The organism is Spirosoma horti (genome assembly GCF_054776595.1).
Map to the genome: position 1 here is coordinate 691,614 of NZ_BAAHBQ010000004.1, position 24,261 is coordinate 715,874.

22 protein-coding genes are annotated in these 24,261 nt (G+C 49.3%); 9 read left to right on the forward strand and 13 right to left on the reverse strand.

Annotation, left to right across the window (positions count from 1 at the left end):
• Positions 1-29: 29 nt before the first annotated feature.
• The 9 genes from ACYVAM_RS14580 to ACYVAM_RS14620 all read right to left on the reverse strand — a co-directional run bounded on the left by ACYVAM_RS14580 (position 30) and on the right by ACYVAM_RS14620 (position 8,513).
• On the reverse strand, positions 30-884 hold the full coding sequence (locus ACYVAM_RS14580; protein ID WP_046578220.1) for an inositol oxygenase family protein: 855 nt from the start codon (positions 882-884) through the stop codon (positions 30-32).
• A gap of 143 nt (positions 885-1,027) precedes the next feature.
• Entirely contained in the window at positions 1,028-2,665 is a 1,638-nt protein-coding gene (locus ACYVAM_RS14585; protein WP_461068152.1) for a sodium/sugar symporter, read from the reverse strand.
• Between the two features lie 89 nt (positions 2,666-2,754).
• Positions 2,755-4,098 (reverse strand): acetyl-CoA carboxylase biotin carboxylase subunit, encoded by a 1,344-nt coding sequence (gene accC / locus ACYVAM_RS14590; RefSeq protein WP_461068154.1) that lies wholly within the window; start codon positions 4,096-4,098, stop codon positions 2,755-2,757.
• Between the two features lie 105 nt (positions 4,099-4,203).
• Positions 4,204-4,692 carry an acetyl-CoA carboxylase biotin carboxyl carrier protein gene (gene accB, locus ACYVAM_RS14595; protein WP_461068156.1) on the reverse strand — a complete coding sequence of 163 codons (489 nt, stop codon included), beginning with the start codon at positions 4,690-4,692 and terminating at the stop codon, positions 4,204-4,206.
• A gap of 97 nt (positions 4,693-4,789) precedes the next feature.
• Complete coding sequence (gene efp, locus ACYVAM_RS14600) at positions 4,790-5,353, reverse strand: elongation factor P (protein ID WP_461068158.1); 564 nt, start codon at positions 5,351-5,353, stop codon at positions 4,790-4,792.
• A 112-nt stretch (positions 5,354-5,465) separates the two neighbouring features.
• Positions 5,466-6,449, reverse strand: coding sequence for a beta-ketoacyl-ACP synthase III (locus ACYVAM_RS14605; protein WP_461068160.1), 984 nt, complete (start codon positions 6,447-6,449; stop codon positions 5,466-5,468).
• Between the two features lie 101 nt (positions 6,450-6,550).
• Positions 6,551-7,492: a phosphate acyltransferase PlsX gene (gene plsX, locus ACYVAM_RS14610; RefSeq protein ID WP_461068162.1), complete on the reverse strand. Its 942-nt coding sequence runs from the start codon at positions 7,490-7,492 to the stop codon at positions 6,551-6,553.
• Between the two features lie 147 nt (positions 7,493-7,639).
• Complete coding sequence (gene rpmF / locus ACYVAM_RS14615) at positions 7,640-7,834, reverse strand: 50S ribosomal protein L32 (protein ID WP_012929722.1); 195 nt, start codon at positions 7,832-7,834, stop codon at positions 7,640-7,642.
• A 127-nt stretch (positions 7,835-7,961) separates the two neighbouring features.
• Positions 7,962-8,513: a YceD family protein gene (locus ACYVAM_RS14620; protein WP_461068164.1), complete on the reverse strand. Its 552-nt coding sequence runs from the start codon at positions 8,511-8,513 to the stop codon at positions 7,962-7,964.
• Positions 8,514-8,715: 202 nt separating this feature from the next.
• On the opposite strand from ACYVAM_RS14620, the gene ACYVAM_RS14625 reads away from it, so the two are divergent.
• From ACYVAM_RS14625 to ACYVAM_RS14645, 5 genes are all read left to right on the forward strand, one after another.
• A complete protein-coding gene (locus tag ACYVAM_RS14625; protein WP_461068166.1) occupies positions 8,716-9,624 on the forward strand; it encodes an EamA family transporter in 909 nt (302 codons plus the stop codon).
• 47 nt (positions 9,625-9,671) lie between these two features.
• Positions 9,672-9,881, forward strand: coding sequence for a hypothetical protein (locus ACYVAM_RS14630; protein WP_461068168.1), 210 nt, complete (start codon positions 9,672-9,674; stop codon positions 9,879-9,881).
• Positions 9,882-10,024: 143 nt separating this feature from the next.
• Positions 10,025-11,536 (forward strand): S41 family peptidase, encoded by a 1,512-nt coding sequence (locus ACYVAM_RS14635; RefSeq protein ID WP_461068170.1) that lies wholly within the window; start codon positions 10,025-10,027, stop codon positions 11,534-11,536.
• A gap of 134 nt (positions 11,537-11,670) precedes the next feature.
• Positions 11,671-12,213, forward strand: a complete 543-nt coding sequence (locus tag ACYVAM_RS14640) for a 3'-5' exonuclease (RefSeq protein ID WP_461068172.1) — start codon at positions 11,671-11,673, stop codon at positions 12,211-12,213.
• A 177-nt stretch (positions 12,214-12,390) separates the two neighbouring features.
• Positions 12,391-14,496 (forward strand): prolyl oligopeptidase family serine peptidase, encoded by a 2,106-nt coding sequence (locus ACYVAM_RS14645; protein ID WP_461068329.1) that lies wholly within the window; start codon positions 12,391-12,393, stop codon positions 14,494-14,496.
• A gap of 67 nt (positions 14,497-14,563) precedes the next feature.
• Here the strand turns inward: ACYVAM_RS14645 and ACYVAM_RS14650 are convergent, their stop codons facing one another.
• Positions 14,564-15,091 carry a hypothetical protein gene (locus ACYVAM_RS14650; protein WP_461068174.1) on the reverse strand — a complete coding sequence of 176 codons (528 nt, stop codon included), beginning with the start codon at positions 15,089-15,091 and terminating at the stop codon, positions 14,564-14,566.
• A 279-nt stretch (positions 15,092-15,370) separates the two neighbouring features.
• Positions 15,371-15,937, reverse strand: a complete 567-nt coding sequence (gene msrA / locus ACYVAM_RS14655; RefSeq protein ID WP_461068176.1) for a peptide-methionine (S)-S-oxide reductase MsrA — start codon at positions 15,935-15,937, stop codon at positions 15,371-15,373.
• A gap of 128 nt (positions 15,938-16,065) precedes the next feature.
• Between msrA and ACYVAM_RS14660 the strand changes: the two genes are divergently transcribed.
• The 4 genes from ACYVAM_RS14660 to ACYVAM_RS14675 all read left to right on the forward strand — a co-directional run bounded on the left by ACYVAM_RS14660 (position 16,066) and on the right by ACYVAM_RS14675 (position 21,501).
• Positions 16,066-16,947 carry a PPK2 family polyphosphate kinase gene (locus ACYVAM_RS14660; protein WP_461068331.1) on the forward strand — a complete coding sequence of 294 codons (882 nt, stop codon included), beginning with the start codon at positions 16,066-16,068 and terminating at the stop codon, positions 16,945-16,947.
• Between the two features lie 83 nt (positions 16,948-17,030).
• The gene (locus ACYVAM_RS14665; RefSeq protein ID WP_461068178.1) at positions 17,031-17,909 is read left to right on the forward strand and encodes a PPK2 family polyphosphate kinase; all 879 of its coding nucleotides are present in this window, start codon (positions 17,031-17,033) and stop codon (positions 17,907-17,909) included.
• A 180-nt stretch (positions 17,910-18,089) separates the two neighbouring features.
• On the forward strand, positions 18,090-20,531 hold the full coding sequence (locus ACYVAM_RS14670) for a TonB-dependent receptor (protein WP_461068180.1): 2,442 nt from the start codon (positions 18,090-18,092) through the stop codon (positions 20,529-20,531).
• Between the two features lie 67 nt (positions 20,532-20,598).
• The gene (locus tag ACYVAM_RS14675; protein WP_461068182.1) at positions 20,599-21,501 is read left to right on the forward strand and encodes a DUF4249 domain-containing protein; all 903 of its coding nucleotides are present in this window, start codon (positions 20,599-20,601) and stop codon (positions 21,499-21,501) included.
• A 30-nt stretch (positions 21,502-21,531) separates the two neighbouring features.
• On the opposite strand, the gene ACYVAM_RS14680 is transcribed toward ACYVAM_RS14675, so the two are convergent.
• Both ACYVAM_RS14680 and ACYVAM_RS14685 read right to left on the reverse strand, forming a co-directional pair.
• On the reverse strand, positions 21,532-23,271 hold the full coding sequence (locus tag ACYVAM_RS14680) for a GMC oxidoreductase (protein ID WP_461068184.1): 1,740 nt from the start codon (positions 23,269-23,271) through the stop codon (positions 21,532-21,534).
• Positions 23,272-23,295: 24 nt separating this feature from the next.
• Entirely contained in the window at positions 23,296-24,231 is a 936-nt protein-coding gene (locus ACYVAM_RS14685; protein WP_461068186.1) for a CPBP family intramembrane glutamic endopeptidase, read from the reverse strand.
• Between the last annotated feature and the right edge of the window lie 30 nt (positions 24,232-24,261).

Consider the following 24,261-nt stretch of genomic DNA (forward strand, 5'->3'; position numbering starts at 1 on the left):
TTTTTGAGCAGCAATTATACTAATTCTAGTTACAACCGCAGTGTGGCTGGTAAATATTTAGCGATCAAATCCTCATAATAAGGTTTTAACTCACTGACAACCGGCGGTTTCGGGCTTTTTGAGTACAAGTCATATGGGTTAAATTTATTGACCCATTTGAACATCTCATGATCATGCGCATCCATGAGGTGGTCATAGGCGCCCTCCCGATGCTGCGAGTAAAACGAGTGATACCGCATCATGTATAAGGCCGGTTCGGGCATATAATTTTTCATGATCTGGTACAGATATTCATCGTGCCCCCACGACATATGCACATTACGCAGCCCGCAGTTAGGCTCATAAACACCATATTTGGTATTATAGCGTTCATCGTGCGCATCCGGATTGTTCACAAAATATTCAGAATAAACAATCTTATCTGAATGCTTGCACCCTACGGGGAACGTATCGCCAACGACGGCCCACTGAGGCTCGCCGAACAGGCATAACACCTTACCCATATCATGCAAAAACCCGGTCAGCACAAACCAGTCCGGGTGACCATCGGCCCGGATGGCTTCCGCTGTTTGAAGAAGGTGCTGCAGTTGGTCAAGATCAGTATCTGGGTCAGAATCGTCTACGAGCGTATTCAAAAACTCCATTGCCCCCCAAACGGGTAGTTCTTTTTTATCGAAAGCCAGGAACTCGCGCTCTTTCTCCCGAACAAAATCATACGTTTGATAGGTATGATTCAGTCGGTAGAACTCCCGAACGGTATCGCGCTCTGGTGAGTCGTAGTTTCGGTAATCTTCTTTCGACTTATGCTCAGGTTCAGGGTAGCGACTCAGCACGTCATCTTCCCACTGATCGAGACTGGCAAGGGGGGCAGTTTCACTCATCATAGCCAAATAAATTTAGGAGGCAAATTTATAAATTTCTTGCTGTTAACCAGCGGTATAGAACAAAAGTTATCGGGCAGTCTACTCACTACGTCAGGGAATCCAGGACAAGTCTATATGCCCGTTCAAATGGATCCGGATTGATATTACCAGAACATGGTGTATAGGACAGCCAGAACAGCAAAAATCCCTACCGACCCAGCCACGAAGGAAGGGGTAACCCGGAACATGCGTTGATCCACCTCAATGCTCTTTCCAGTTGCATACCCCGCCGGATCGGTGAGCGACACGACCACCATGAGCACCATGTCGATGCAAAAAACCAGGGTTGTTCGGTGTAAAAACGGAATAGAGTCAACCTGAATATCGAACAAGCCCATCACCTCAGGCCAGAATTTCAGCAGGGTTGAGAAAGGAATTGTCAGGATAGCCACGGTCATGGCGGCCCGGTTCGTTGCCCGCTTCCAGAAAAAGCCGAGCAGGAAAATGGCGAATACGCCAGGTGTGATAAAATTGGTGTATTCCTGTATATACTGGTATACCTGATCGAGCGAGCGAAGCATGGGCGCCAGCAGAATAGCCACCCCAAACGACACAATAATGGCCCAGCGACCAACATTCACCAGTTTCTGCTCGGACGCCGATTTGTCGACGTATTTCTTGTACAGATCGAGCGTAAAAATGGTTGAAATGGAGTTACATTTCCCGGCCAGTGAAGCAACCACTGCTGCCGTCAGCGCAGCAAAGGCCAGCCCTTTCATACCAATGGGCAACAGATTCATTAAAACAGGATAAGCATGATCGGGTTTGACCACGCCTGCGGCATCCGTCATGGCATCACGAAAAGGCCCACTCTGGTACAGCACAAAGGCTGCAATACCGGGGATAACCACAATGACCGGAATCAATAATTTCAGGAAGGCGGCAAACAGAATACCCGAGCGAGCAGTCTTCAAATCGGCGCCCAACGCCCGCTGAACGATGTACTGATTACAGCCCCAGTACGACAGGTTATTGATCCACATGCCGCCCGTTACCAGCGCCATTCCCGGCAACACGTCGTAATGCGGATGGCCTTTGGGGAAAAACATGTGAAAATGGCTATCGGCCTGTTTATGAATAGCCAGCAGTCCGTTCCAGACGCCCGCCGTACCCGTTTCCTGCGCAACCAGTTGTAAAGCTAAATACGTCACGACCAACCCGCCAAAAATCAGGACAACTACCTGAATAACATCGGTATACCCAATTACTTTCATACCACCGAGCGTAATAAAAATGGCAAATAAAGCCAGCCCAATGGTGCAGGTCGTGAAGGAGATACCGACCAGCGACTCAATGGCAATGGCGCCCAGATACAGAATTGATGTCAGGTTGACCAACACATAAACGACCAGCCAGAATACCGCCAGAATGGTACTTACGGTGTCGCTATACCGCTGCGCCAGAAATTGGGGCATGGTGTAAATGTGATTTCGCAGGTAAATAGGAATGAAAAATACGGCCACAATAATCAGCGTAGCCGCAGCAAACCATTCATAAGACGATATAGCCAGCCCCATGGCAAAGCCCGAACCCGCCATCCCAATAAAATGCTCTGCCGAAATGTTAGATGCAATCAACGAAGCACCAATGGCCCACCAGGTTAGCGACCCTTCCGCCAGAAAAAAGTCGGTTGTGTTCATTTGGGCCTGGCGTTTCCGCCGGTAAACCCAGTAACCATACCCAACAACGATGATGAAGTAAACGAAAAAAACAATGTAATCGGCTGTAGCGAGGTGATTCATGCGGTAAGTATAAGAAAACGGGGTGTCTTGTCACTAAAGCAAGACACCCCGTTTTTTTAATGTAACACAGACATCTTGTCCGCGCTACACTACAATTTACTAAAATCAAATGTATCCAGGAAAGCCGTCGTAAACTGGCCGGAGCGAAACTTAGCATCGTCCATTAATCTGATATGGAAAGGAATCGTCGTTTTGATACCTTCGATCACAAATTCCTGGAGTGCCCGCTTCATCCGTGTAATAACCTCTTCCCGTGATTGACCCGACACGATCAGTTTAGCGATCATCGAGTCATAGTTGGGCGGAATGGTATACCCACTATACACGTGACTGTCGATCCGGACGCCATGTCCACCGGGGAAATGCAAATTGGTAATTTTGCCCGGCGATGGACGAAACCCGTTTGCCGGGTCTTCGGCATTGATCCGGCACTCCATGGCGTAGAGTTTAGGTGTATAATTCCGGCCCGAAATTTCGGCTCCGGCGGCCACCTTTATCTGTTCTTTGATCAGATCGAAATCCGTTACTTCTTCCGTTATCGGGTGTTCTACCTGAATCCGGGTGTTCATTTCCATGAAGTAGAAATCGCCATGTTTATCGACGAGAAACTCAACCGTTCCGGCCCCTTCGTAGCCGATGGCCTGAGCGCCTTTGATGGCTGCCTCGCCCATTCGTTCCCGCAGCTCGGGCGAAACGACCGGCGACGGTGTTTCTTCGATCAGCTTTTGGTGCCGGCGCTGGATTGAACAATCTCGCTCCGACAGGTGGCAAACTTTACCATACTGATCGCCTACAATCTGAATTTCAATGTGGCGCGGTTCTTCAACGAATTTTTCCAGATAAAGGCCATCGTTGCCAAAGGCAGCTCCGGCTTCGGTACGGGCGTCATTCCAGGCTTTTTCAAATTCATCTTCCGTCCGAATAATGCGCATGCCACGGCCACCACCACCAGCGGTTGCTTTCACAATCACCGGATAGCCCATGCCTGCCGATAGTTTCTTGCCTTGTTCAACAGACTCCAGCAGTCCTTCTGAGCCCGGAATAACGGGAACGCCAGCCGCTCGCATGGTTGCTTTAGCGGTCGCTTTATCGCCCATACCGTTGATCTGCTCGGCAGTGGCACCAATAAATTTAATTCCGTAATCGGCGCAGATCTGCGAGAATTCGGCATTCTCTGACAGAAACCCGTAGCCGGGGTGAATGGCATCGGCCCCCGTTACTTCGGCAGCCGAAATGATGCTTGGAATACTTAAATACGATTGTTTGCTGATGGGTGGGCCAATGCAAACGGCCTCATCGGCGAAACGCACATGCAGGCTATCGCGATCGGCGGTCGAATAAACGGCTACCGTTTTGATACCCATTTCGCGACATGTCCGAATGATACGCAGAGCGATTTCTCCCCGATTGGCGATTAAGATTTTTTTGAACATGGTATAAATGGTGAATGAGTGATTGAGTGATTGAGTGATTGAATAAATAAACTTGCGTCAGCTATTCAATCACTCAATCACTCATTCACTCATTCACTAATTAAATTAAATGGGTTCTACCAAAAACAGCGGTTGGTCGTATTCAACGGGTGTAGCGTTCTCAACGAGAACCTTCACGATACGGCCCGATACTTCCGACTCGATTTCGTTGAACAGTTTCATGGCTTCGATAATACAAACCACTTTACCTTCGGTTATGCTATCACCTACTTCAACGAACATTGGTGCGTCGGGATTGGCCGTCCGGTAGAACGTGCCGATCATCGGCGATTTGATAGTAATGTACTTTGACGTATCGGCCTGTGGGGCGGCTGCCGGTACCGCGACCGGAGCTGCTGGTACAGCAACGGCCTGTGGCTGGGCAACAGGGGCCTGGACTACAGGAGCAGCGGCTACAGGGGCAGCCGCTGCGGCTGGCACACCGGTTCCATAGCGCTTAACGCTGATTTTCAGGTCAGTCGTTTCGATGTTGACTTCGTCTAAACCCGATTGCGAGATGAAGTCGATGAGTTGCTGTATGTCTTTTGTATTCATAGCTTTTGATGATAACAGGCGCCGGAGCAATGATGACTTGTGAATGATAAATGATTAATTCGAAACCATTCTTCCTCTACACTCCATCAGTCAACATTTATTTCACTCGTTCTACATAATCACGGGTACGCGTATCGACCCGAATCTTTTGACCTGATTCGATAAAGAGAGGTACCATAATTTTTGCTCCCGACTCCACTTCCACCCGCTTTTTGGGGCTGTTAGCCGTATCACCTTTAATGCCTGGTTCGGCATAGGTCACTTCCAGTTCAACGAAAGGCGGCAATTCGCACGATAGGGGCGTATCGCTGTCGGCGTTGATCAGGATTTCGACTTCCTGTCCCTCTTTCATCAGATCGGCTCCTTCGACAAGTTTATCATCCAGGTTAATCTGATCGAACGATTCCTGGTCCATAAAGTTATAGCCCGATTCGTCTTTGTACAGGTATTGAAATTTCCGACGCTCAACCCGTACCGGGTAAATGGTTGCGCCCGAGTTGAATGTATTATCAATTACCCGGCCCGTTGTCAGGCTTTTCAACTTTGTTCGTACAAAAGCCGCGCCTTTTCCCGGCTTCACATGTTGAAATTCAGTAATTTGAAAAAGATCGTTGTTGTAATTAAGAACCAATCCATTACGGATATCTGCGGTCGTTGCCATGTATTGATTTTATAGTTTGTGGTTTATGGTTTACGGTTTATAGGTAGCTGACACGCTGGTATTCTTGCGTTAGCTACCCATAAGCCGTAAACCATAAACCTAATAACTCATTTTAATACGCCCATTTTACGTAAGCGGCTCCCCATGTAAAGCCACCGCCAAAGGCAGCCAATACCAGATTATCCCCTTTTTTCAACTGCGATTCATAGTCGAACAGGCAAAGTGGGATTGTAGCCGCTGTTGTATTTCCATATCGGTGGATATTCATCATGACTTTATCAGTCTGAATGCCCATTCGATGGGCTGTAGCGTCAATAATGCGTTTATTTGCCTGATGGGGCACTAACCAGGCAACATCACTGCCAGACAGCTGATTTCGCTCCATAATCTCAGCCGACACGTCGGCCATATTCTTTACCGCAAATTTGAACACCGATGGCCCATCCTGATAGACATAATGCCAGCGTTTTTCAACGGTTTCGTGTGTGGGCGGATAGCGGCTACCCCCTGCTTTTTGGAAAAGGTGGTTTTGCCCTACCCCATCCGACTTGATTATGGAATCCAGAATACCAAGACCCTCCGTATTGGGTTCAAGCATAACAGCCCCGGCTCCATCACCAAATAAAACACAGGTTGTTCGGTCGGTATAATCGGTAATTGCCGACATCTTGTCGGCCCCCACGACAACTACTTTTTTGTACTTACCCGTTTCGATGAATTGCGAACCCACTGTTATGGCATACAGAAAACCAGAACAAGCTGCCTGAATATCGAAACTTCCTACATTCCGGATGCCCACCATATCGCAAATCAGATTGGCGGTACAGGGGAAAACGAAATCGGGTGTAGTCGTCGCACAAATCAGCAGATCGACTTCTTCAGGTTTAATCTTTAATTTTTCGAGCAAACCTGCCACGGCTTTTGCCCCCATGTGCGACGAGCCCATGCCCTCGCCTTTTAAAATGTGCCGTTCTTTGATACCCGTACGGCTCGTAATCCATTCATCGTTCGTATCCACCATGCGCTCCAATTCGGCATTGGTGAGCACATAATCGGGAACATAACCATGAACTCCAGTTATGGCAGCTTTACTCATAGGATGATAGTACAGTTATCAGTAAACAGTAGCTGGTGAACAAGTATCAGTGAATTCAGATGGATAAAAAGTGCTTACTGTTCACTGATACAAGTACCTGCTTAACTGAGTGCCTGTGCAATTTTAGTGTATGCGTCGGACTCAACCTGCCGAATGGCCAGATTAATCATATTTTTGATCGCTAAGGGCGATGAAATACCGTGGGCAATAATCACGTTTCCGTTAACCCCCAGAATTGGACTTCCGCCAACCGATTCGTAGTTGGTTTTATCCAGAAATTCATCACTCAGGCCTCGCTGTGCGGCCACCGTATAAAATGACTCCCCTAATTTAAACATGGCGTTGCCGGTAAACCCATCGGTTATAATGACATCGGCCAGGCCGGCAAAGAAGTCTCCCCCCTCCATGTTACCCACAAAGTTAATCCGATTATTGTCTTTCAGGAGTTGATGGGCAGCTTGGGCAACCAATGACCCTTTTTGCTCTTCCGAGCCAATATTCATCAGAGCGACACGCGGTTTGGCAATATTAAACGTCGATTGGGCATAAATGGAGCCGATATGTCCGAACTGAGCCAGCATTTCGGGCTTGCAATCGGCATTGGCTCCAATATCGAGCATAACGGCATAGCCGCCCGTGAGTTGTGGTACAAAGCCCGCGATACAAGGGCGCAAAACGCCCTCGATCGCTTTTATGCTAAACAAGGCCCCCACGTGCATAGCACCGGTATTACCGGCACTACAAAACGCCTGAACCTTACCATCCTTCAAAAGTTTAAACCCAACCCCGATACTGGAATTGGGTTTCTGCGAGAGCGCCTTGGTGGGATGCTCACTCATTTCGATAACGTCATCGGCGTTTACCAATTCAATATTGGCAACTGGATGAGCCCTGTGCTTCTGGATTAACTCCTGCACAACACCCTGTCTGCCAATCAGCACAACCGTTACATCTTCCGGCAATTCAGCAGCAGCCATCAATACTCCTTCCACGATAGCGTCGGGAGCAAAATCGCCACCCATTGCGTCCACTGCAATTTTCATTGACTCCGTTTGTTCAATATCTCCCCAGTTAAGCTGGTTTTCAAACTAAATACGCGTAAAAATAGGGAGGTGGCTGGCAATAAAAAAGTATTTCGCGTTCATCTTCGGAAAGACGGCAACGAAATACTTTTCAAAAATGGACGAAATTTAGGCTGTTTTCGCGTAATTCTCAATGATCATTTGCCCTTTGTAGAACAGATTGCCTTCAAAAACGTGGGCGTGATGCCGCTCGTGTACTTCGCCAGTCTGGGCGTCGGTTGAAAGCGCCACAGGCGTAGCCTTATAGTGCGTTCTGCGCTTATCGCGCCGGGTGCTGGAGTGGCGTCGTTTGGGGTGTGCCATGATTCAGTCTTATAGTTATAAAGTTATATAGTCACCTAGTTTTCGAGTTGGCAGATTGCGTATCAGTCATTCGTTGAATAACCACCACGGCGAACCGTTTTACAATCTTGTAACTCTACAACTAAAATTAGTTGTCACTTAATTTTCGCAAAGCGGCCCAGCGAGGATCTACTTCCGGCTGGTCGTTTGCTTCGTCATCATTCGTTTCAGCACTAGTGCCGGAGCTGTAAATGAGCTTTACCTCCTGCTCGTCGTCCTGATCCTCCTCGTCCCGGAAGCGGGGATGAAGCCGCTTCATCGGCAGTGACAGGCTCAGGAACTCAAAAATGTAACGGGCTACGTTTATCGTCGCCGTGTTCCGTTCAATGAGTTCGATCTCGTCACTTAACTCTTCATTGTGGTCGCCAAATTTCAGCAGCATTGTCTGCTGCGTATCGACCGGTTCATCATATTCGTCGAGGCTACGGTCACAGGTTTGCTCAACCGTACCGACGATGTGCAAGTCCAGACGAATCATCGTCTCCGACTTTTCGAGCACCACATGTGTCTTAACGTTTCCCGCTTTGATCAAGTCCTGCTCAAGCGCGGCAAAAAATGAACTGTCCGATGTGAAATCGTACTCGTAGCGTTTGTTGTCAAGACCAACGATATGGATGTCGTATGCGCGTAATGTGTTCACCTCGTATCTCCTCCACTCCGGTGGCCCGGTTCAAAAAATAAGACCGCAAAGGTACGAAACGTTTGTTAATCAGGAAAGTGATGCGCAAAAAAAAGCTTTCTACGAATTGGCAGGCATACCAAATCCGGTACTATGCTCGGTATATTTCCGCCAGGCTGACCTTTTGGCAAGAGAGCCGACCGGGTTAGATACGTTTTTACTTATGCTTTCATCTAGTCTACCCTTCCTCTCGCTGGCTGTTCTGGTCCGTATTGTGGCCAATCCACTCGCAAACGTATTCCAGAAGCAACTGACCCAACGGGCGGCTGACCCTTTATTCGTAACATCGGCAACCTACGGATTATTGCTACTGATTTGCCTCGTCTTTTGGCCGCAGCTCCGGTTTACAAGTCTACCCTCTGAATTCTGGACGAGTATGCTGATGGCCAGCCTGTTTGCCATGTTCGGCAATGTATTTCTGGTAAAAGCCATGCACCTGGGCGACTTATCGGTGCTGGGACCGATCAACGCCTATAAATCCGTTGTTGGCATGCTGGTCAGTATTTTTCTGCTGAATGAGATTCCGGGCTGGTGGGGTCTGACTGGACTACTACTCATTATAGCAGGCAGTTATATTGTTCTGAACGACCGCCGGCAGCCTGGGGCCTTATCCGTAAAGACATCCCCAATTCGCTTATTTCAGCGCCCCGAAGTCAAACTACGGCTGGCAGCCCTGGTATTTTCGGCCGTCGATGGAGTCTTTCTTAAGAAAGCCATTCTTTTGTCGACACCCACCATCGTGTTCTTTTACTGGTGCATGCTGGGCTTTGGGTTTACCTTCATTTGGATTATAGGCACCTTGCAGAGTACATGGCGTGTCCAGACAAGGCTACTGTTGGCGCAGAAAAACACGTACATGGCCCTTTGTCTACTGGTTGGCCTTACGCAAATAGCCAGTACTGTTGTCTTAGCCAATATGCCCGTGGGCTATGCGCTGGCCTTATTTCAGACATCGGCGCTGGTCAGTGTGCTCTTCGGTTATCACTTTTTCCGCGAAAGAGATATTCTGCGAAAGTTGATCGGAGCAGGTGTTATGGTTGCAGGAGCCATATTAATTACGGTTCTTGGCTAACCATCTTTTCAAATTAGGAGTTATCGTTACCAAACCAGTTTACTACTATGGCACAATACCAACTTGTCGAGAAACACGCAATCGAACACCACAACGAGTATTATGAGGTGCGGACAACCGAGACCGACGATCAACCTAAAAGCTTGTTTTTCAGCACAAATGAAGAAAATTTAGAAGAAGTTGCTGCGGCAATTGCGGCCGAGCATTTACCCGGTGCAAAGCATTGGACGGTGATTCCGCATCGGAAAGACGATTAGAAATCAGCCGCCAAAGCCACCTCTTACAAAATTTTAATAAAGTATTAAACATTTTTTATTGATTATAGTTGCCTTAAACTTTATATTCACGGAACGAATTAATGGAAACCCTATAGGGGTAATTCCTACCGTAACGTGAAACGATGAAGATTAAGGCAACACTGCGTCTAGTAAGTTTATTTATTAGCTTAAGTTACCAGATTTCGTTGGCTCAGGTGCTCACACCTGCTCAAACCCGAGCTGATTTGAGCTACCTCAAGCGGAAACTCGACTTGCTCCATCCAGGCATGGGTTATTATACACCCCAGGCCCGGATGGAGCAGTTATACGATTCGTTGTATAACCACCTCAACTCCCCAACCGACTACCTGTCGTTTTATCACCACGTCAGCCCATTAGTGGCTGCCATCAAGGACGGACACACCAACCTGAACCATCGTAAGAACTACATCGGCAAGTACACCCGGTTCCTGCCGTTTTATATTCGGCTGGTCGAATCCCAGTATTTTATCAGTCATAACGTATCATCGGACAGTACACTTCAGCGAGGCACCGAACTACTGACCATCAACGGTCGGCCAGTGGCCGATGTACACCGTGAACTGATGAATGCTGATCACTCCGGCTCCGATGGCGACAACCTTACCGGGCGCAGGCAGTGGAGCATGGTGCAATTTGCCGACTATTACGCAGCCTGGTTTGGTTCAGCCGATTCCGTTCGGATTACGTATCGGCTTACGGGCGACTCTCTCGTTCGGCAAACGCGCTTACGCTGCCTGACGCTGGACAGCTTTCGGGCCAGAATACAGCGCCGGTATGGTGTTGAGCTTGATAGACGCCCAAATCTGTCGGTACGCACGGTGGATACGCTCACGCACACCGCCGTACTGCGGGTATCCACTTTCATGGGAACCAAGCGAAAAGACCCGTTTCAATGGGGCTTCAACCGCCGACTAAAGCGGGCATTCAAACAAATACGCCAGGAGAATGTACAAAATCTGGTCATAGACATGCAGGGAAATGGCGGAGGAATTGTGGTCAACTCCGCCCGTTTACTACGCTACTGGATGCCGAAACCCTTCCGCATCATGGACCACGAAGAAATGAAACGGGCTGCCCGCACCGAACTCGTTACCCGTTGGAATCCTTTTTCAGCGCTCAATTTCAGCCTGCAATACCGAACAGACAACAGTGGTGGATTTGCCAGCCGTTCGGCTAACCGGCGCTATCGCCCCAGGCATCGGGATTCCTTTTCCGGCAATCTCTATTTTTTAGTGAATGGCGCGTCATTTTCGGCCACCACAACCGTGCTGGCCAAAACGCTCGATGCTGGCCTGGGAACCTACGTCGGAGAAGCGAGTGGCAGTGCCTATTGGGGCGACTTTGCGGGACACTTCAAAACGATAACCCTACCCAATTCGCGGCTCCAGGTGCGCATTCCGCTCAAGAAACTGACGCATGCCGTTGAAACCGAACGGGCAAATGGCTTTACCGTCGAGCCAGATTTTATCGTTACCCGCAATTTCGATGACCTGATGAACAACCGGGATTATATACTGGACTATACCCTTCGGCTCATTCGGGAGGGCGTTGTGATTCGTCCGGGCGTTGACAAACAGTCAATTCGAAACCCGGCGTTGCAGGCTTCGCGGTAAAACCGTACCTTTATAGTGTATTCGGTTCCTTGTTTACAACGTTCAGTACTGCATGAACTGCAAGCCACGGCCTGTTGAGGCATTGGCGAACCAGGTACTGAAGCCGTCAAGCCAAGACCGTAAACTTTCTCTATGTGTATTGCATCGTTGACGTTGAAACTACTGGGGGCGTAAAAGGCCCTACCCGGCTTACTGAGATTGCCATTTTCCGCCACGACGGACAGCAGGTGGTTGATTCCTTCCACTCCCTGTTGAACCCGGAATGTCCCATTCCCCCGTTCATCCGGCATCTAACGGGCATCTCTAATGAGATGGTCGAGAACGAGCCTACGTTTGCCGAGGTTGCCAATGATGTGCTGAACATCACAAAAGATGCTATTTTCGTAGCCCATAATGTTGGTTTCGACTTCGGGTTTATTCAAAAAGAGTTAAATTGGCTGGGGCACGATTATTTACGGCGCACCCTCTGCACGGTTCGCACGAGCCGCAAGTTGCTGCCGGGTCACCCTTCCTATAGCCTGGGCAAACTTTGCCGCTCCCTCGAAATCCCATTGAACGGTCGACACCGTGCTCAGGGTGATGCAGCGGCCACTGTTCTGCTGTTTGAAATGCTGCTGCGCCATGATTCGCAAGGGTTGATTCCCCGGATTAATCCTCGTATCGAATATACCCGCTAGTCGGATAACGGGCTAGCGGTGTGGAATGCCTGCGCAATGCGCTTCCTGATGGGCTTGAGTGGCCCATTGCTGGTTATTTGGTTTTTCAGGCTGTCCGCCGTAACTAGTCTTACATTTCGTCTTCGCCTTAATCACCGCCAACGTATGCGCGTTTCTACCTTCATCCGCTTATCGTTTATGTTGAGTTCGTCTGTTGCATTGGGCCAGTCAGCAAGCCCCTTAACGTACCCTTCGGCCCGAAAAACCGATCAGGCCGATAATTACCATGGCACGCAGGTCGCCGATCCTTACCGCTGGCTGGAAGATGATCGCTCCGCTGAAACCGCCGATTGGGTAAAAGCCGAAAATAAAGTCACGTTCGACTACCTAGCCCAAATTCCCTACCGGAAACAGTTTCAGGATCGGCTCGAACAGGTTTACAACTACCCGAAATATTCGGCACCGAGCCGAAAAGGCGATTGGTTTTACTTCTCGAAAAATGATGGTCTACAGAACCAAGCCGTGTTGTACCGCCAAAAAGGGCTCGATGGCAAACCTGAGTTAGTGATCGATCCAAATAAATTATCGGCCGATGGTACCACGCGTCTGGGGGCTTTTTCGCTCTCAAAAGATGGCAAATACGCTGTTGTCGGCTTGTCGAAAGGCGGGTCCGACTGGCAGGAGTACCAGGTTATGGACCTGGCGACCAAGACGTATTTATCCGATAAAATCGAATGGGTAAAAGTCTCGGGGGCGGCCTGGCAGGGCGACGGTTTCTATTATAGCCGGTACCCGAAACCCGAAGGCAGCGCACTGGCGGCAAAAAATGAAAACCATCAGGTCTTTTTCCACAAACTGAATACACCCCAATCGGCCGACCGGTTGGTTTATGAAGACGCTAAACATCCGCAACGGTTTCACATTGTCAGTACGACCGATGATGAGCGCTTCGCCTTATTATCCATCAGCGACCGGGGCCAGGGGAAAGACGGTAATTCTCTATTGTTCATAGATGCCACCTCTCCTCAAAAAACGTTTGTTCCGGTTGTGTCCGAAATTACCAATTTTAGTTATGGCGTGATCGATAATGACGGCGACCGGCTCCTGATTTTGACCAACGAAAAAGCACCCAATAGCAAGGTCGTTGCTTATGATACGAAAAAGAAGGCTTTTTCGACCCTGATTCCCGAAAAGCCGGAGCCCATTGCCGAAGGAAGTGTTAGCGCTGCCGGGGGTAAATTGTTCGTTGAATACGCCAAAGACGTAACGTCGAAAATTGACGTTTTCAACTATGCCGGAAAATCAGAAGGCGATGTCAAATTGCCCGCTATTGGCTCGGCAGGTGGCTTTGGGGGCGAAAAAGATGACAAATTTGTGTTCTACACGTTTACGTCCTTCACCTTTCCGCCCACCATTTATCGCTATGACATTGCGACGCACAAAAGCACCGTTTTCCGCGCGCCCGAAGTAGATTTTAACCCGTCGGACTACGAAACGAAGCAGGTATTCTATACCAGCAAGGACGGCACGAAAGTACCCATGTTTCTGACCTACCGCAAAGGCTTAAAACTTGACGGCACCAATCCAACACTTCTGTATGGCTACGGCGGGTTTAACGTTAGCCTCCCTCCGTCGTTCAGCCCGTTCCGGATTCCATTTCTGGAGCAGGGTGGAATCTATGCCCAGGCTAATTTACGGGGTGGCAGCGAATACGGCGAAAAATGGCATGAGCAGGGTATGAAGCTCAAAAAACAGAATGTCTTCGATGACTTCATTGCTGCTGCTGAGTACCTGATCGCCCAGAAATACACGAGTCCAGCCAAACTGGCGGTTCAGGGCGGATCGAACGGCGGCTTGCTGGTTGGGGCGGTGATGAACCAGCGTCCCGACTTATTCCGGGTGGCAATTCCGCAGGTGGGCGTTATGGACATGCTGCGGTTCCACAAATTTACTATCGGCTGGAACTGGATCGCCGACTACGGTAGCAGCGATAATGCCGACGAATTCAAGGCGCTCTACGCCTATTCGCCCCTGCATAACATCAAGCCAGGCATTAACTACCCCGCCACGCTGATCACCACCGCCGACCACGACGACCGGGTCGTTCCGGCTCACTCGTTCAAATACGCGGCTACGTTACAGGAACTATATAAAGGAGCCAATCCAGTGCTGATCCGAATCGACACCAACTCCGGCCACGGTGCCAGTAATACCAAAAAGAACATCGAAACAGCCGCCGATATCTACTCCTTCATTCTCTGGAATATGGGCATCAAGAGTTTGAAAGAAGTAGCGAGTAAATAATTTATTGCTTACACACAAAAAGGGCCGTCTGAAGTTCAGACGGCCCTTTTTGTGTGCTCTTGGTCAATTAAAACTTGAATGTTACGCCCAGTAAGAGCGGAGCAATACCCGTTCCTAATTCAGCAAAACCGCCTACTTTTTCGCTAAAGAAATAACGGCCACCTAAATGGATAGGGACAAAAATACCGCTACCAAACGTGTTAAAGCCATTGCCAAAGCTACTTGAATACGAAACGCTTTCGTAACCTAAGCCAATGCCTGCATACAAATCAGCTTTGTCAGTGCTCAAGTTCAAAATTTCATTGAAGTGATAAGAACCACGAGCGGCAAAATACAGATAATTGACTTTATCATTAAACCCTAAGTAGCCATAGTTGAAGCTACGATAGGCGACCTGGCCACCTACAGTGATATTTGGTGCTACACCAAAATCGGCTGAACCACCAAAGGCAATACCACCTGCACTGGAATAGCCCCCTACGCCAATACCCAGGTTTATGAATTTAGTGCCCTTATCAATGGCAAGCTGTGCAAATGACTGTGTTCCGGCCAGTAATCCAAGAACAAGTAAAATAGAAAAGTGAAATTTTTTCATGCGACGAAATTGATTTATGTTAAAATTTGAGACAAAGTAAATGCGAATATGTTGGGCCACCAAGCAAAAAGAATACCCACTTATTATTCGGTCATATAATCTCACAGGCGACAAACATAACCAACTGTAGACTTCGTGCTTACACCAAAGTAACGAATCAGCCATAAAAGATTGACTTTTAGGCAATCATTCCTTGTTTGTTCAATAGCCCTGTAAACAGAAAGAGACAACCCCACAGGAGTTGTCTCTTTCTGTTTACCGCCTTAAGTGACAATTCTATTAATTGGCCATCGTTGGTTTCAATTTCTCTTTGAACACCTTCCTGAACTTGTCGAGCTTGGGCGCAATGACAAAAGCGCAATAGCCCTGATTAGGGTTGTTGGCGAAATAACTCTGGTGATAGGCTTCCGCTTCGTAGAAGGTTTCGGCAGGGCTGATCTCCGTCACAATTGGGCGATCATAAGCGCCAGATTTGTCTAACTCAGCTTTTGCTGTTTCAGCCAGTTGCTTTTGCTCGTCGTTGTGGTAAAAAATCACCGACCGATACTGCGTTCCTACATCTTCGCCCTGGCGGTTGAGCGACGTTGGGTCATGCCCACGGAAGAAAGCCTCCAGTAATTCCTGGTAAGTAATCGTTGACGGGTCGTAGGTAACCTCTACACACTCCGCATGGCCCGTAGTGCCGGTACATACTTCTTTGTATGTTGGGTTTGGTTTTTGGCCACCCTCGTAGCCGGAGACAGCGCCAATGACACCGTCGAGCGATTCATACAAGGCTTCTGTACACCAGAAACAACCCGTTCCAAAAGTCGCTTTGGCCAAATTGGCCGATTGATTTGTGGTCATAAATCGTGTTTCTATAAACCTGCAAGCCGGGCTACCCGATGGGTTTCTCAAACCTTATAGGTTTAATTAGGTTAATTTTCCTGATTGTTTAACATAACTGTCATGCGTAAAGTTTGCGCCCCCTGCCTGTGAAAGACTTCAATACCGACCGTTTCCGCTACGATGGCGACAAGCCATTCAAATTAAAAAAAGCACCCACCAAAGTAGATGATCTCTACGAAGATGCTGACCACTACGAAGCTCTACTTCGGCAACAGGCGGCCGAGATCGACAAATGGCAGGAGCGTATGTATGCTCACAACCGTTTTGGATTATTAACGGTCTTTCAGGCTCTCGATGCCGCCGGCAAAGACGGTACCATCCAGCACGTATTTACAGGAACCAATCCGGCAGGTGTACGGGTCTATTCCTTCAAACGGCCAACCGATCAGGAGCTTGACCACGATTTCCTGTGGCGCAGCTGGCGCGAATTACCTGAACGCGGCACCATTGGAATTTTCAACCGCTCGTATTACGAAGAAGTGCTGGTCACTAAAGTTCATCCCGAGATTTTGACGGAGAGCCAGCGGTTACCCGAGAAAGCAACGGAGGATCTGGATAAGCTGTTCAAGCACCGCTATGAGGCTATTCGGGACATGGAAACTTTTCTATATCGCAATGGCTTTCCAACGGTCAAGTTCTACCTGCACGTATCCAAGAAAGAACAGGGCGAGCGGCTTATTGCCCGAATCGAGGAGGCAGAGAAGAACTGGAAGTTTGAGGAAGGCGATGTAAAGGAACGTGATTTCTGGGATGACTATCAGGATGCCTATGAAACCTGCATCAGCGAAACCGCCACCGATAAAGCGCCCTGGTACGTGATTCCCGCCGACGATAAGAAAAATATGCGGCTGCTGGTAGGCCGGATCATTATTGATGAACTCAAAAAATTACCAATTGCCGAGCCGGAACCCGACAATGACCGTTTCAAGGCCTTACAGAAATTGATTCCGGTTATTCAAGCTCAATAATAGCGCGGCCGATCTGTCTTCTACACAGCGAAGCCGCCATTTTAGTCTAAACTGCGGCTTCTCTTCGATGGGTCGGTTACATTATGAAAAAAATAAACACCAAAGATTTTCGATACGATGAGAAGCGGCCGTTTTCGAGTAAGGAGACCGCCACTCATATTGATCCATTTTATACGGACGAAGCTGACCAGAGTCGGCAACTGGACGCTCTGGCCGAGCGCATGGACCAAGCGCAAAATAAAATGCATGCCGACGAGCATTATGGGCTGCTGGTTGTCTTTCAGGCCATGGATGCCGCCGGCAAAGACAGTAGCATCCGTCGGATATTTAAGGGTGTCAACCCGTCCCGTTTTCAGATAGCGCCCTTCAAGAAGCCCGATAAGAGCGACTTAAAGCATGATTTCTTATGGCGTTTCTGGCAGGAGCTGCCTGAGCGCGGCAACATTGGGGTTTTCAACCGCTCGTATTACGAAGAAGTCCTCGCCCTGCGCGTGCATCCGGAGCGGCTCAAGGAGCAGTCTATTCCCGAAAACCTCTTGCCAACGAATGAAGCAACACTCTGGAAGCAACGGTTTGGAGACATAGTCCATTTTGAAGACTATCTGTTTCGGAATGGCTTCCCTATTGTGAAATTTTACCTGCATGTCGACAAACATGAGCAGGGCAAACGGCTCATTGCCCGGCTGGAAGATACTGAAAAGCAATGGAAGCTAAGTCCAACGGACCTGGAAGAGCGAAAATTCTGGCCCCAGTACATGCAGGCGTACGAAGATACGGTCAACGCGACGGCTACCCGGCAAAATCCCTGGTATGTAATTCCAAGCGACGACCGGGTTAATCAACAGTTGATCATCGCGTCTATTCTGACCGAGATTCTGGAATCGCTACCCGTGCATTTTCCAGAAACAGACGATAAAGAAGCGAAGAAGCTAATCAACCAAATCAAGAAACAGGATAGCTAACAAGGTGAATTCCTTGCGGCTCGGTGTATCCATTATTAGTTTTATCCTATACAGGCAGCCGTTCACCCTTATATTTAGTTGCTTCATCTATTTTTTACCCAAGCTTACTAGACCTAAACGTACTTTTGCGTTAGCAACCTGAACCACCATCATTCGTATGTGTGGCTTATTGATAACGCCATGAAACACACGATACCACTTTGGCTATGCGGCCTTTTTATATACATACTACCCTTACAAGCCGCCAAAGCCCAGGAATCACTTAACACTCGACTCAACGTACCCGAGAAAGGAACTCGATCAGCGGGCCTAACCATCAGCGGGTATATTAAGGATGCAGGCAATGGCGAAGGGCTAATTGGCGTCTCTGTCTACGTTAAAGAAACGGGTACGGGAGCCGTAACCAATAGCTATGGCTTTTACGCGGTTACCCTACAGCCAGGAACTTACAACCTGGTTATCAGTTACGTTGGCTACGAAAAACAGAACAAAACCGTTAATCTGGCCAACCAGAACGTCCGTCTTGATCTTGAACTGGGCCAGGAAGGCAAACAGCTTCAGGAAGTTGTCGTGTCGACGACGCGTGAGGACGACAATGTGAAGAATATTGAAATGAGCGTCAATCGGATCGATGTAAAAACGTTGCAACGAATTCCGGCGCTGCTTGGCGAAGTCGATGTGATCCGGAGCATTCAATTGCTCCCTGGCGTCTCGACCGTAGGCGAAGGCGCGACGGGCTTCAACGTGCGCGGAGGTAGTATCGACCAAAATCTGGTCTTGCTCGATGAAGCGCCGGTTTACAATTCGTCTCACCTGTTTGGCTTCTTTTCGGTATTTAATCCCGACGCGGTGAAGGACGTAAAGCTGATCAAAGGCGGCATTCCATCAAATTACGGTGGCCGGATTTCGTCCATTCTCGATGTGCGCCTAAAGGAGGGCAACGCCAAGAAACCCGAACTGAATGGCGGCATCGGCCTTATTTTCAGTCGTTTGTCTTATGAGCGGCCTTTATTTAAAGGAAAAGGCTCATTTATTGTCGCTGCCCGGCGCTCCTATGCCGATATTCTGGCGCAGCCCTTTCTGACGGGCGATCTGAAAGGGGCAAAATTCTATTTCTACGACCTTACGGCGAAAGCTAATTACCACATCAATGACAAGAATACCGTATTTATATCAGGCTACCTCGGCCGCGATGTATTCGGGTCTGACTTTGGCTTCAACTGGGGGAACACAACGCTGTCGGCCCGCTGGAATCACGTGTTCAGCGACCGGCTGTTCCTGAACACCACGGCCTATTACAGTAATTATGATTACTCCCTGAATTCCGACCTGAAGCAGAAACGGCCAAACGACTTTTTCCGCACGGATTCCCGTATTGTCGACTACAGTCTGAAGCCTGATTTTTCGTTGTTTCTTGGCAAGAACACGATATCCTTTGGTGGTCAGGCTATTATCCATGATTTCCAGCCGGGTATGGCCACAGCCGCCAGTTCGGGCAGTGTGCGCACGTTTGGTATTGCTAATAAACACGCGCTCGAAGCCGCTTTATACATTGGCAACGAACAGCAGCTGACATCGAAACTGCAACTCCAGTATGGGCTGCGTTATTCATTGTTCAATTACACAGGACCGGGCGAAGCCTATACATTCCAGACAGATGTACCGCTAGGAACCCGGCGCGAAGTGATCACAACAGTGGACTACCGGGGCGGAGAAGTCATTAAAACCTACGGCAACTGGGAGCCCCGCTTTTCGGCCAAGTATGACCTGACCAGCAATAGCTCGCTCAAATTCAGTTATAACCGACTGGCCCAGTATATCCACCTGGTTTCCAACACAACGGCGTCGACTCCGCTGGACATCTGGACGCCGTCGACCAACAACATCAAACCGCAGATCGGTGATCAGCTGGCGGGGGGCTATTTCAAAAATTTCGGTCGCTCAAAGGGCGCTGGCAGCGAGTTCGAAGCCTCGGTCGAGGTTTACTACAAATGGCTCCAGAACCAGATCGATTACATCGATGGGGCCAGCCTGATCCTGAACAAATATCTGGAGGGCGATCTGCTGAGTGGCAAAGGACGTGCCTACGGAGCTGAATTCTTCATCAAACGAAACACGGGCGTTGTCAACGGCTGGATCAGTTATACGCTGGCTAAAACCGAGCGGCAGGTCAACGGCATCAATAACAATAACTGGTATCCAACGCGATTCGACAAACGGCACACACTGACGTCGGTACTGCTCTTCGATCCGCTACAAGCCAAGCGCTGGAATTTTTCGGCTACGTTTACACTGGCCAGTGGTACACCCGGCACTTTCCCCACAAATCGCTTTGAATATGAAGGGTTTGTGGTGCCCCAAAACACCGACAATTCCCGGAATAATTACCGCATTCCGGCCTATCACCGGCTCGATCTGGCAGCCACCCTACAAGGCCGCAAACGGCCGGGCAAACGGAAAGAAGATAACTGGGTATTTTCGGTATACAATGTCTACGCCCGGAAAAACGCGTTTTCCGTGTACTTCCAGCCCAATACCGACAATCCCCGCCTAACAGAAGCGATCCGCTACTCTGTTTTTGCAACCCTGATTCCGTCGGTGACGTACAACTTTAAATTTTAGTGATAGCAACCTCCGGGTTGGTCAACTCATAGATTAATAGCCAGTCCGGAAGGGTGGCACCACCAGCATGAAATCAACGCTTTTTGTTTTCTTTATCGCTGTAGCGGTTCAGTTTCTGACCAGTTGCACAACGGTGATCGATGCCAAACTCAATACGGGGCCAATTCAGTTATCGGTCGACGGAACCTTGACCGATCAGCCCGGCCAGCAAACCATTCGGCTCACCCAAACAGCAGCCTACTTCGATAATAGTCAGCCTACACCTGCCACCAGCGCAACGGTTACGGTTTCGGATGATGCCGGTAAGACGTACGCGTTTTCGGATTCAGACAATGACGGCTATTATGTTTGGCAACCAACGGGTAAAGACACGCTGGGGCATATCGGACGGACGTACCAGCTCACGGTTGCCTATCAGGGCGATACGTACCGGGCCAGTTCGAAGATGAATCGGTTGCCACCAATCGACTCGATCATTTTCATAAAACGAAAGATTAACCCAATCTCGAAAACGGAAGGATACCGGGCTGAATTTTATGCGGTCGATATTGCCGGTGGCGTTGATTACTACCGCATCCGTTTTTTCCGAAATGGCGAGTTGCAGAATAAACCAGAGAACATCATCACCTCGCAGGACGGCGGGTTTCGAGGGGTGAATAATGTTACCGATGGCCTGACGTTTATTGCGCCTATCCGACGATCGGTCAACCCGGATAGTTTATACGCCATGAATGATGTCGTGAAAGTAGAGCTTCAGTCGCTCACGGCCGATGCCTTTGATTTCTGGCAGGCGTTGCGCACCCAGATCACAAACGGGGGGCTGTTTGCCACTCCCTCCGTCAATGTACCCACCAATATCATCAACACCAACGTTACCGGACGAAAGGCGACGGGCTTTTTTATCACCTCCGCCGTTCGAAGTAAAACGGCGGCCGTTGTTCAGGCCAATATTCGCGTACGGGAAGATTGAGAAAAGATCGTTCGTTAGTTTTCGTGTTGGCTATCGCTTCAAGTCGCCCCGCTTCAACGCTTTTACGGCATAATCGGCAGCGCGGGCTGATAAGGCCATGTAGGTAAGCGAAGGGTTTTGGCAGGGCGACGAGGTCATGGCTGCGCCATCGGTACAGAATACGTTTTTTACAATATGGTGCTGGTTGAACTTGTTGAAGACTGAGTTTTTGGGCGATGTACCCATGCGAGCTGTGCCCATTTCATGAATGCTTAAGCCAGGATGTGCCTGAGCGTCGAAGCCGTTAATATTCGAGAAACCGGCTTTTTCCAACATCTGTACGGCCTGCTCCTGGGCGTCTTTTCGCATCAGGGTTTCGTTGTCCCGATAGTGCACATCCATTTTCAGAACTGGCTGTCCCCACTTATCCGTTACATCGCGGGTCAGGTACACCCGGTTATCTTCATAAGGCATGCATTCGCCGAACGCATCCAGCGTAATTTTCCAGGTGCCAAACTGGGTGGCTTTTTCCTTAAAATCAGCCCCAAACCCATCTTCATGATGGGCATGCTCCCAATTCTCCCGGCTTGTGTAGACTTCAAACCCATATCCTCGTTTGAATGCCTGTTTCTCCTGCCCCGGCACATTTCGAAAACGCGGGATATATAAACCCGCCGGATGCCGCCCGTAGTAATACTTATCCAGATCATGCTCATAATCGGCCGTAGCACCGACGTGGAAGTGATGATCCATCAGGTTACGCCCCAGTTGCCCACTGTCGTCCATACCGTCCGGAAACCGCTTCGAGGTAGAATTCAGCAGGATATAGGTAGATCCCAGTGCCGACGCGTTCAGGAAAATAATACTGGCGTAAAACTCGTGCCATTGGTGCGTTTGCTCATCAATTACCCGAACGCCCGTTGCCCTACCCGTCTTTTCATCATAGATTATCGAGTTGACAATCGAGTGCGGCCGAACCGTGAGTCGCTTGGTTCGGCGGGCCGCGGGTAAGGTGGCCGACTGGGTACTAAAATACGCTCCGTAAGGGCAACCGCGCATACATAGGTTTCGGTACTGACACTTAGCGCGGCCCAGGTTCATTTGCTCCTGCGTAGGCGCAGTCAGGTGCGCAGCCCGCGCCGAAATCACGTTGCGATCGGGAAAGCCCGCGTTCACCGTTTGCCGAAAATGCGCTTCTACGCAGTTATCGGGCATAGCGGGTTGAAATTGACCATCGGGCAGATGGGGTAGCCCATCACGATCTCCGGCTATACCCGCAAACTTTTCGACATAGTCGTACCAGGGCGCAATGTCTTTATACCGAATGGGCCAATCGGTAGCAATGCCTTCTTTAGCATTCGCGTCAAAATCGAGGTCTGAAAAACGAAATGAATACCGACCCCACATCAACGACTTACCCCCAACGTGATACCCGCGAATCCAGTCAAATGGTTTTTCTTCGATGTATGGATTCTCCAGGTCATTAACAAAGTGCTGGTGAGTCGCTTCGGTAATGGTAAAGCCCGTTCGGTTCTGCACGGGATACTGCTTCATAACCTCGCGTGGTACGGCCTGATTATGGTGCGAAAAATCCCATGGATTCATGGTTGCCGTATGGTAATCGGAGACGTGTTCAATCATCCGACCACGCTCCAGCATTAGTACATTCAGGCCTTTTTCGCATAACTCCTTTGCCGACCAGCCACCGCTAATCCCCGAACCAACAACAATGGCATCAAATTTTTTACCGGGTGGAATGACGGGCGGAGCGGAGGTCTTTCTGGAATTCATGGTTCAATAGTTTAAGGGATAGTCTCACCGACTTGTACCCTGCAGAAATGCCGCAATTTCCATACCCCAGGCAATGCCAATATGAATGAGAAGCCCGCCCCAGATGCTACGGGTACTTAAGGCAAGAACGCCCAGTAAATACCCACCAAACAGCGAAGAAACGGCTTCGCCTAACGGGCGACCGAAATGAACGGTGCAGTACCAGACAACCATTGGCAGCACGGCCCCACGGCCCAATACCTGACTCATACCGATCACGAGAAAGCCCCGGAAGAGCAATTCTGTAGGCACAAAATCCCAGCCGTAACACAGTTCGTAAGCGAGCGCCGTTACCCATTCCGGCACACCAAAAAACTCGTTGGCGTTTGTATCACGGTAGGTTGGGTATGCCTGGAGAAAGTCAGCCTGAAACGACGCCAGCGTGATTAGCGGGATCATTAGTCCCAGCAGAATGGCATAGAGCACCAATCCTTTTCGCTTCGGAGTCATACCGTAGAAAGCGCTTGGATAGGGGTCCAGGAATTTATAGAATAAAAAAAGCGGCAAGACAATGGTCAGTACCGACTGTAAATTATGCAGACAGTAGTAGGCAAATACATAGATCTGCCCATCAAACAACTGTCGGCTCCAGTAGCTATGGGCATAAAAACCGGCGTAGACAGCGTAACAAACCAAGGCCGTTCCACTCCGGAGCCAGAACGCCCGGTTGCGCCAGATGTCGGGCCGGTGGTGAAAATGTGTCCAGAGCCAAACGCTACCATAATAGGCCGTAGCATATAGGCAAAAGTACAGAAATGGCCAGATGGGTTTCCCTTGATGCGAGTCGATATACGCATCTTCGAGATCAACGTAATAATTGACTGCGAGAAGAAAGGCCACCCAAAGAGCCGTGGCTGCGTAAAGGTCAGGTCGGAAGTCGGTGCGAAGATGGGTGCGCAAATCGCGCCATAGGGCTCTCACGTAAACGGTTAGTCGTACTGGTTATGGTCC

Excerpts from the sequence above, each read along its gene's own strand:
- ACYVAM_RS14580 (WP_046578220.1), bottom strand. The coding sequence starts at position 884 with ATGATGAGTGAAACTGCCCCCCTTGCCAGTCTCGATCAGTGGGAAGAT.
- ACYVAM_RS14585 (WP_461068152.1), bottom strand. The coding sequence starts at position 2,665 with ATGAATCACCTCGCTACAGCCGATTACATTGTTTTTTTCGTTTACTTC.
- accC (WP_461068154.1), bottom strand. The coding sequence starts at position 4,098 with ATGTTCAAAAAAATCTTAATCGCCAATCGGGGAGAAATCGCTCTGCGT.
- accB (WP_461068156.1), bottom strand. The coding sequence starts at position 4,692 with ATGAATACAAAAGACATACAGCAACTCATCGACTTCATCTCGCAATCG.
- efp (WP_461068158.1), bottom strand. The coding sequence starts at position 5,353 with ATGGCAACGACCGCAGATATCCGTAATGGATTGGTTCTTAATTACAAC.
- ACYVAM_RS14605 (WP_461068160.1), bottom strand. The coding sequence starts at position 6,449 with ATGAGTAAAGCTGCCATAACTGGAGTTCATGGTTATGTTCCCGATTAT.
- plsX (WP_461068162.1), bottom strand. The coding sequence starts at position 7,492 with ATGAAAATTGCAGTGGACGCAATGGGTGGCGATTTTGCTCCCGACGCT.
- rpmF (WP_012929722.1), bottom strand. The coding sequence starts at position 7,834 with ATGGCACACCCCAAACGACGCCACTCCAGCACCCGGCGCGATAAGCGC.
- ACYVAM_RS14625 (WP_461068166.1), top strand. The coding sequence starts at position 8,716 with ATGCTTTCATCTAGTCTACCCTTCCTCTCGCTGGCTGTTCTGGTCCGT.
- ACYVAM_RS14630 (WP_461068168.1), top strand. The coding sequence starts at position 9,672 with ATGGCACAATACCAACTTGTCGAGAAACACGCAATCGAACACCACAAC.
- ACYVAM_RS14635 (WP_461068170.1), top strand. The coding sequence starts at position 10,025 with ATGAAGATTAAGGCAACACTGCGTCTAGTAAGTTTATTTATTAGCTTA.
- ACYVAM_RS14645 (WP_461068329.1), top strand. The coding sequence starts at position 12,391 with ATGTTGAGTTCGTCTGTTGCATTGGGCCAGTCAGCAAGCCCCTTAACG.
- ACYVAM_RS14650 (WP_461068174.1), bottom strand. The coding sequence starts at position 15,091 with ATGAAAAAATTTCACTTTTCTATTTTACTTGTTCTTGGATTACTGGCC.
- msrA (WP_461068176.1), bottom strand. The coding sequence starts at position 15,937 with ATGACCACAAATCAATCGGCCAATTTGGCCAAAGCGACTTTTGGAACG.
- ACYVAM_RS14665 (WP_461068178.1), top strand. The coding sequence starts at position 17,031 with ATGAAAAAAATAAACACCAAAGATTTTCGATACGATGAGAAGCGGCCG.
- ACYVAM_RS14670 (WP_461068180.1), top strand. The coding sequence starts at position 18,090 with ATGAAACACACGATACCACTTTGGCTATGCGGCCTTTTTATATACATA.
- ACYVAM_RS14675 (WP_461068182.1), top strand. The coding sequence starts at position 20,599 with ATGAAATCAACGCTTTTTGTTTTCTTTATCGCTGTAGCGGTTCAGTTT.
- ACYVAM_RS14680 (WP_461068184.1), bottom strand. The coding sequence starts at position 23,271 with ATGAATTCCAGAAAGACCTCCGCTCCGCCCGTCATTCCACCCGGTAAA.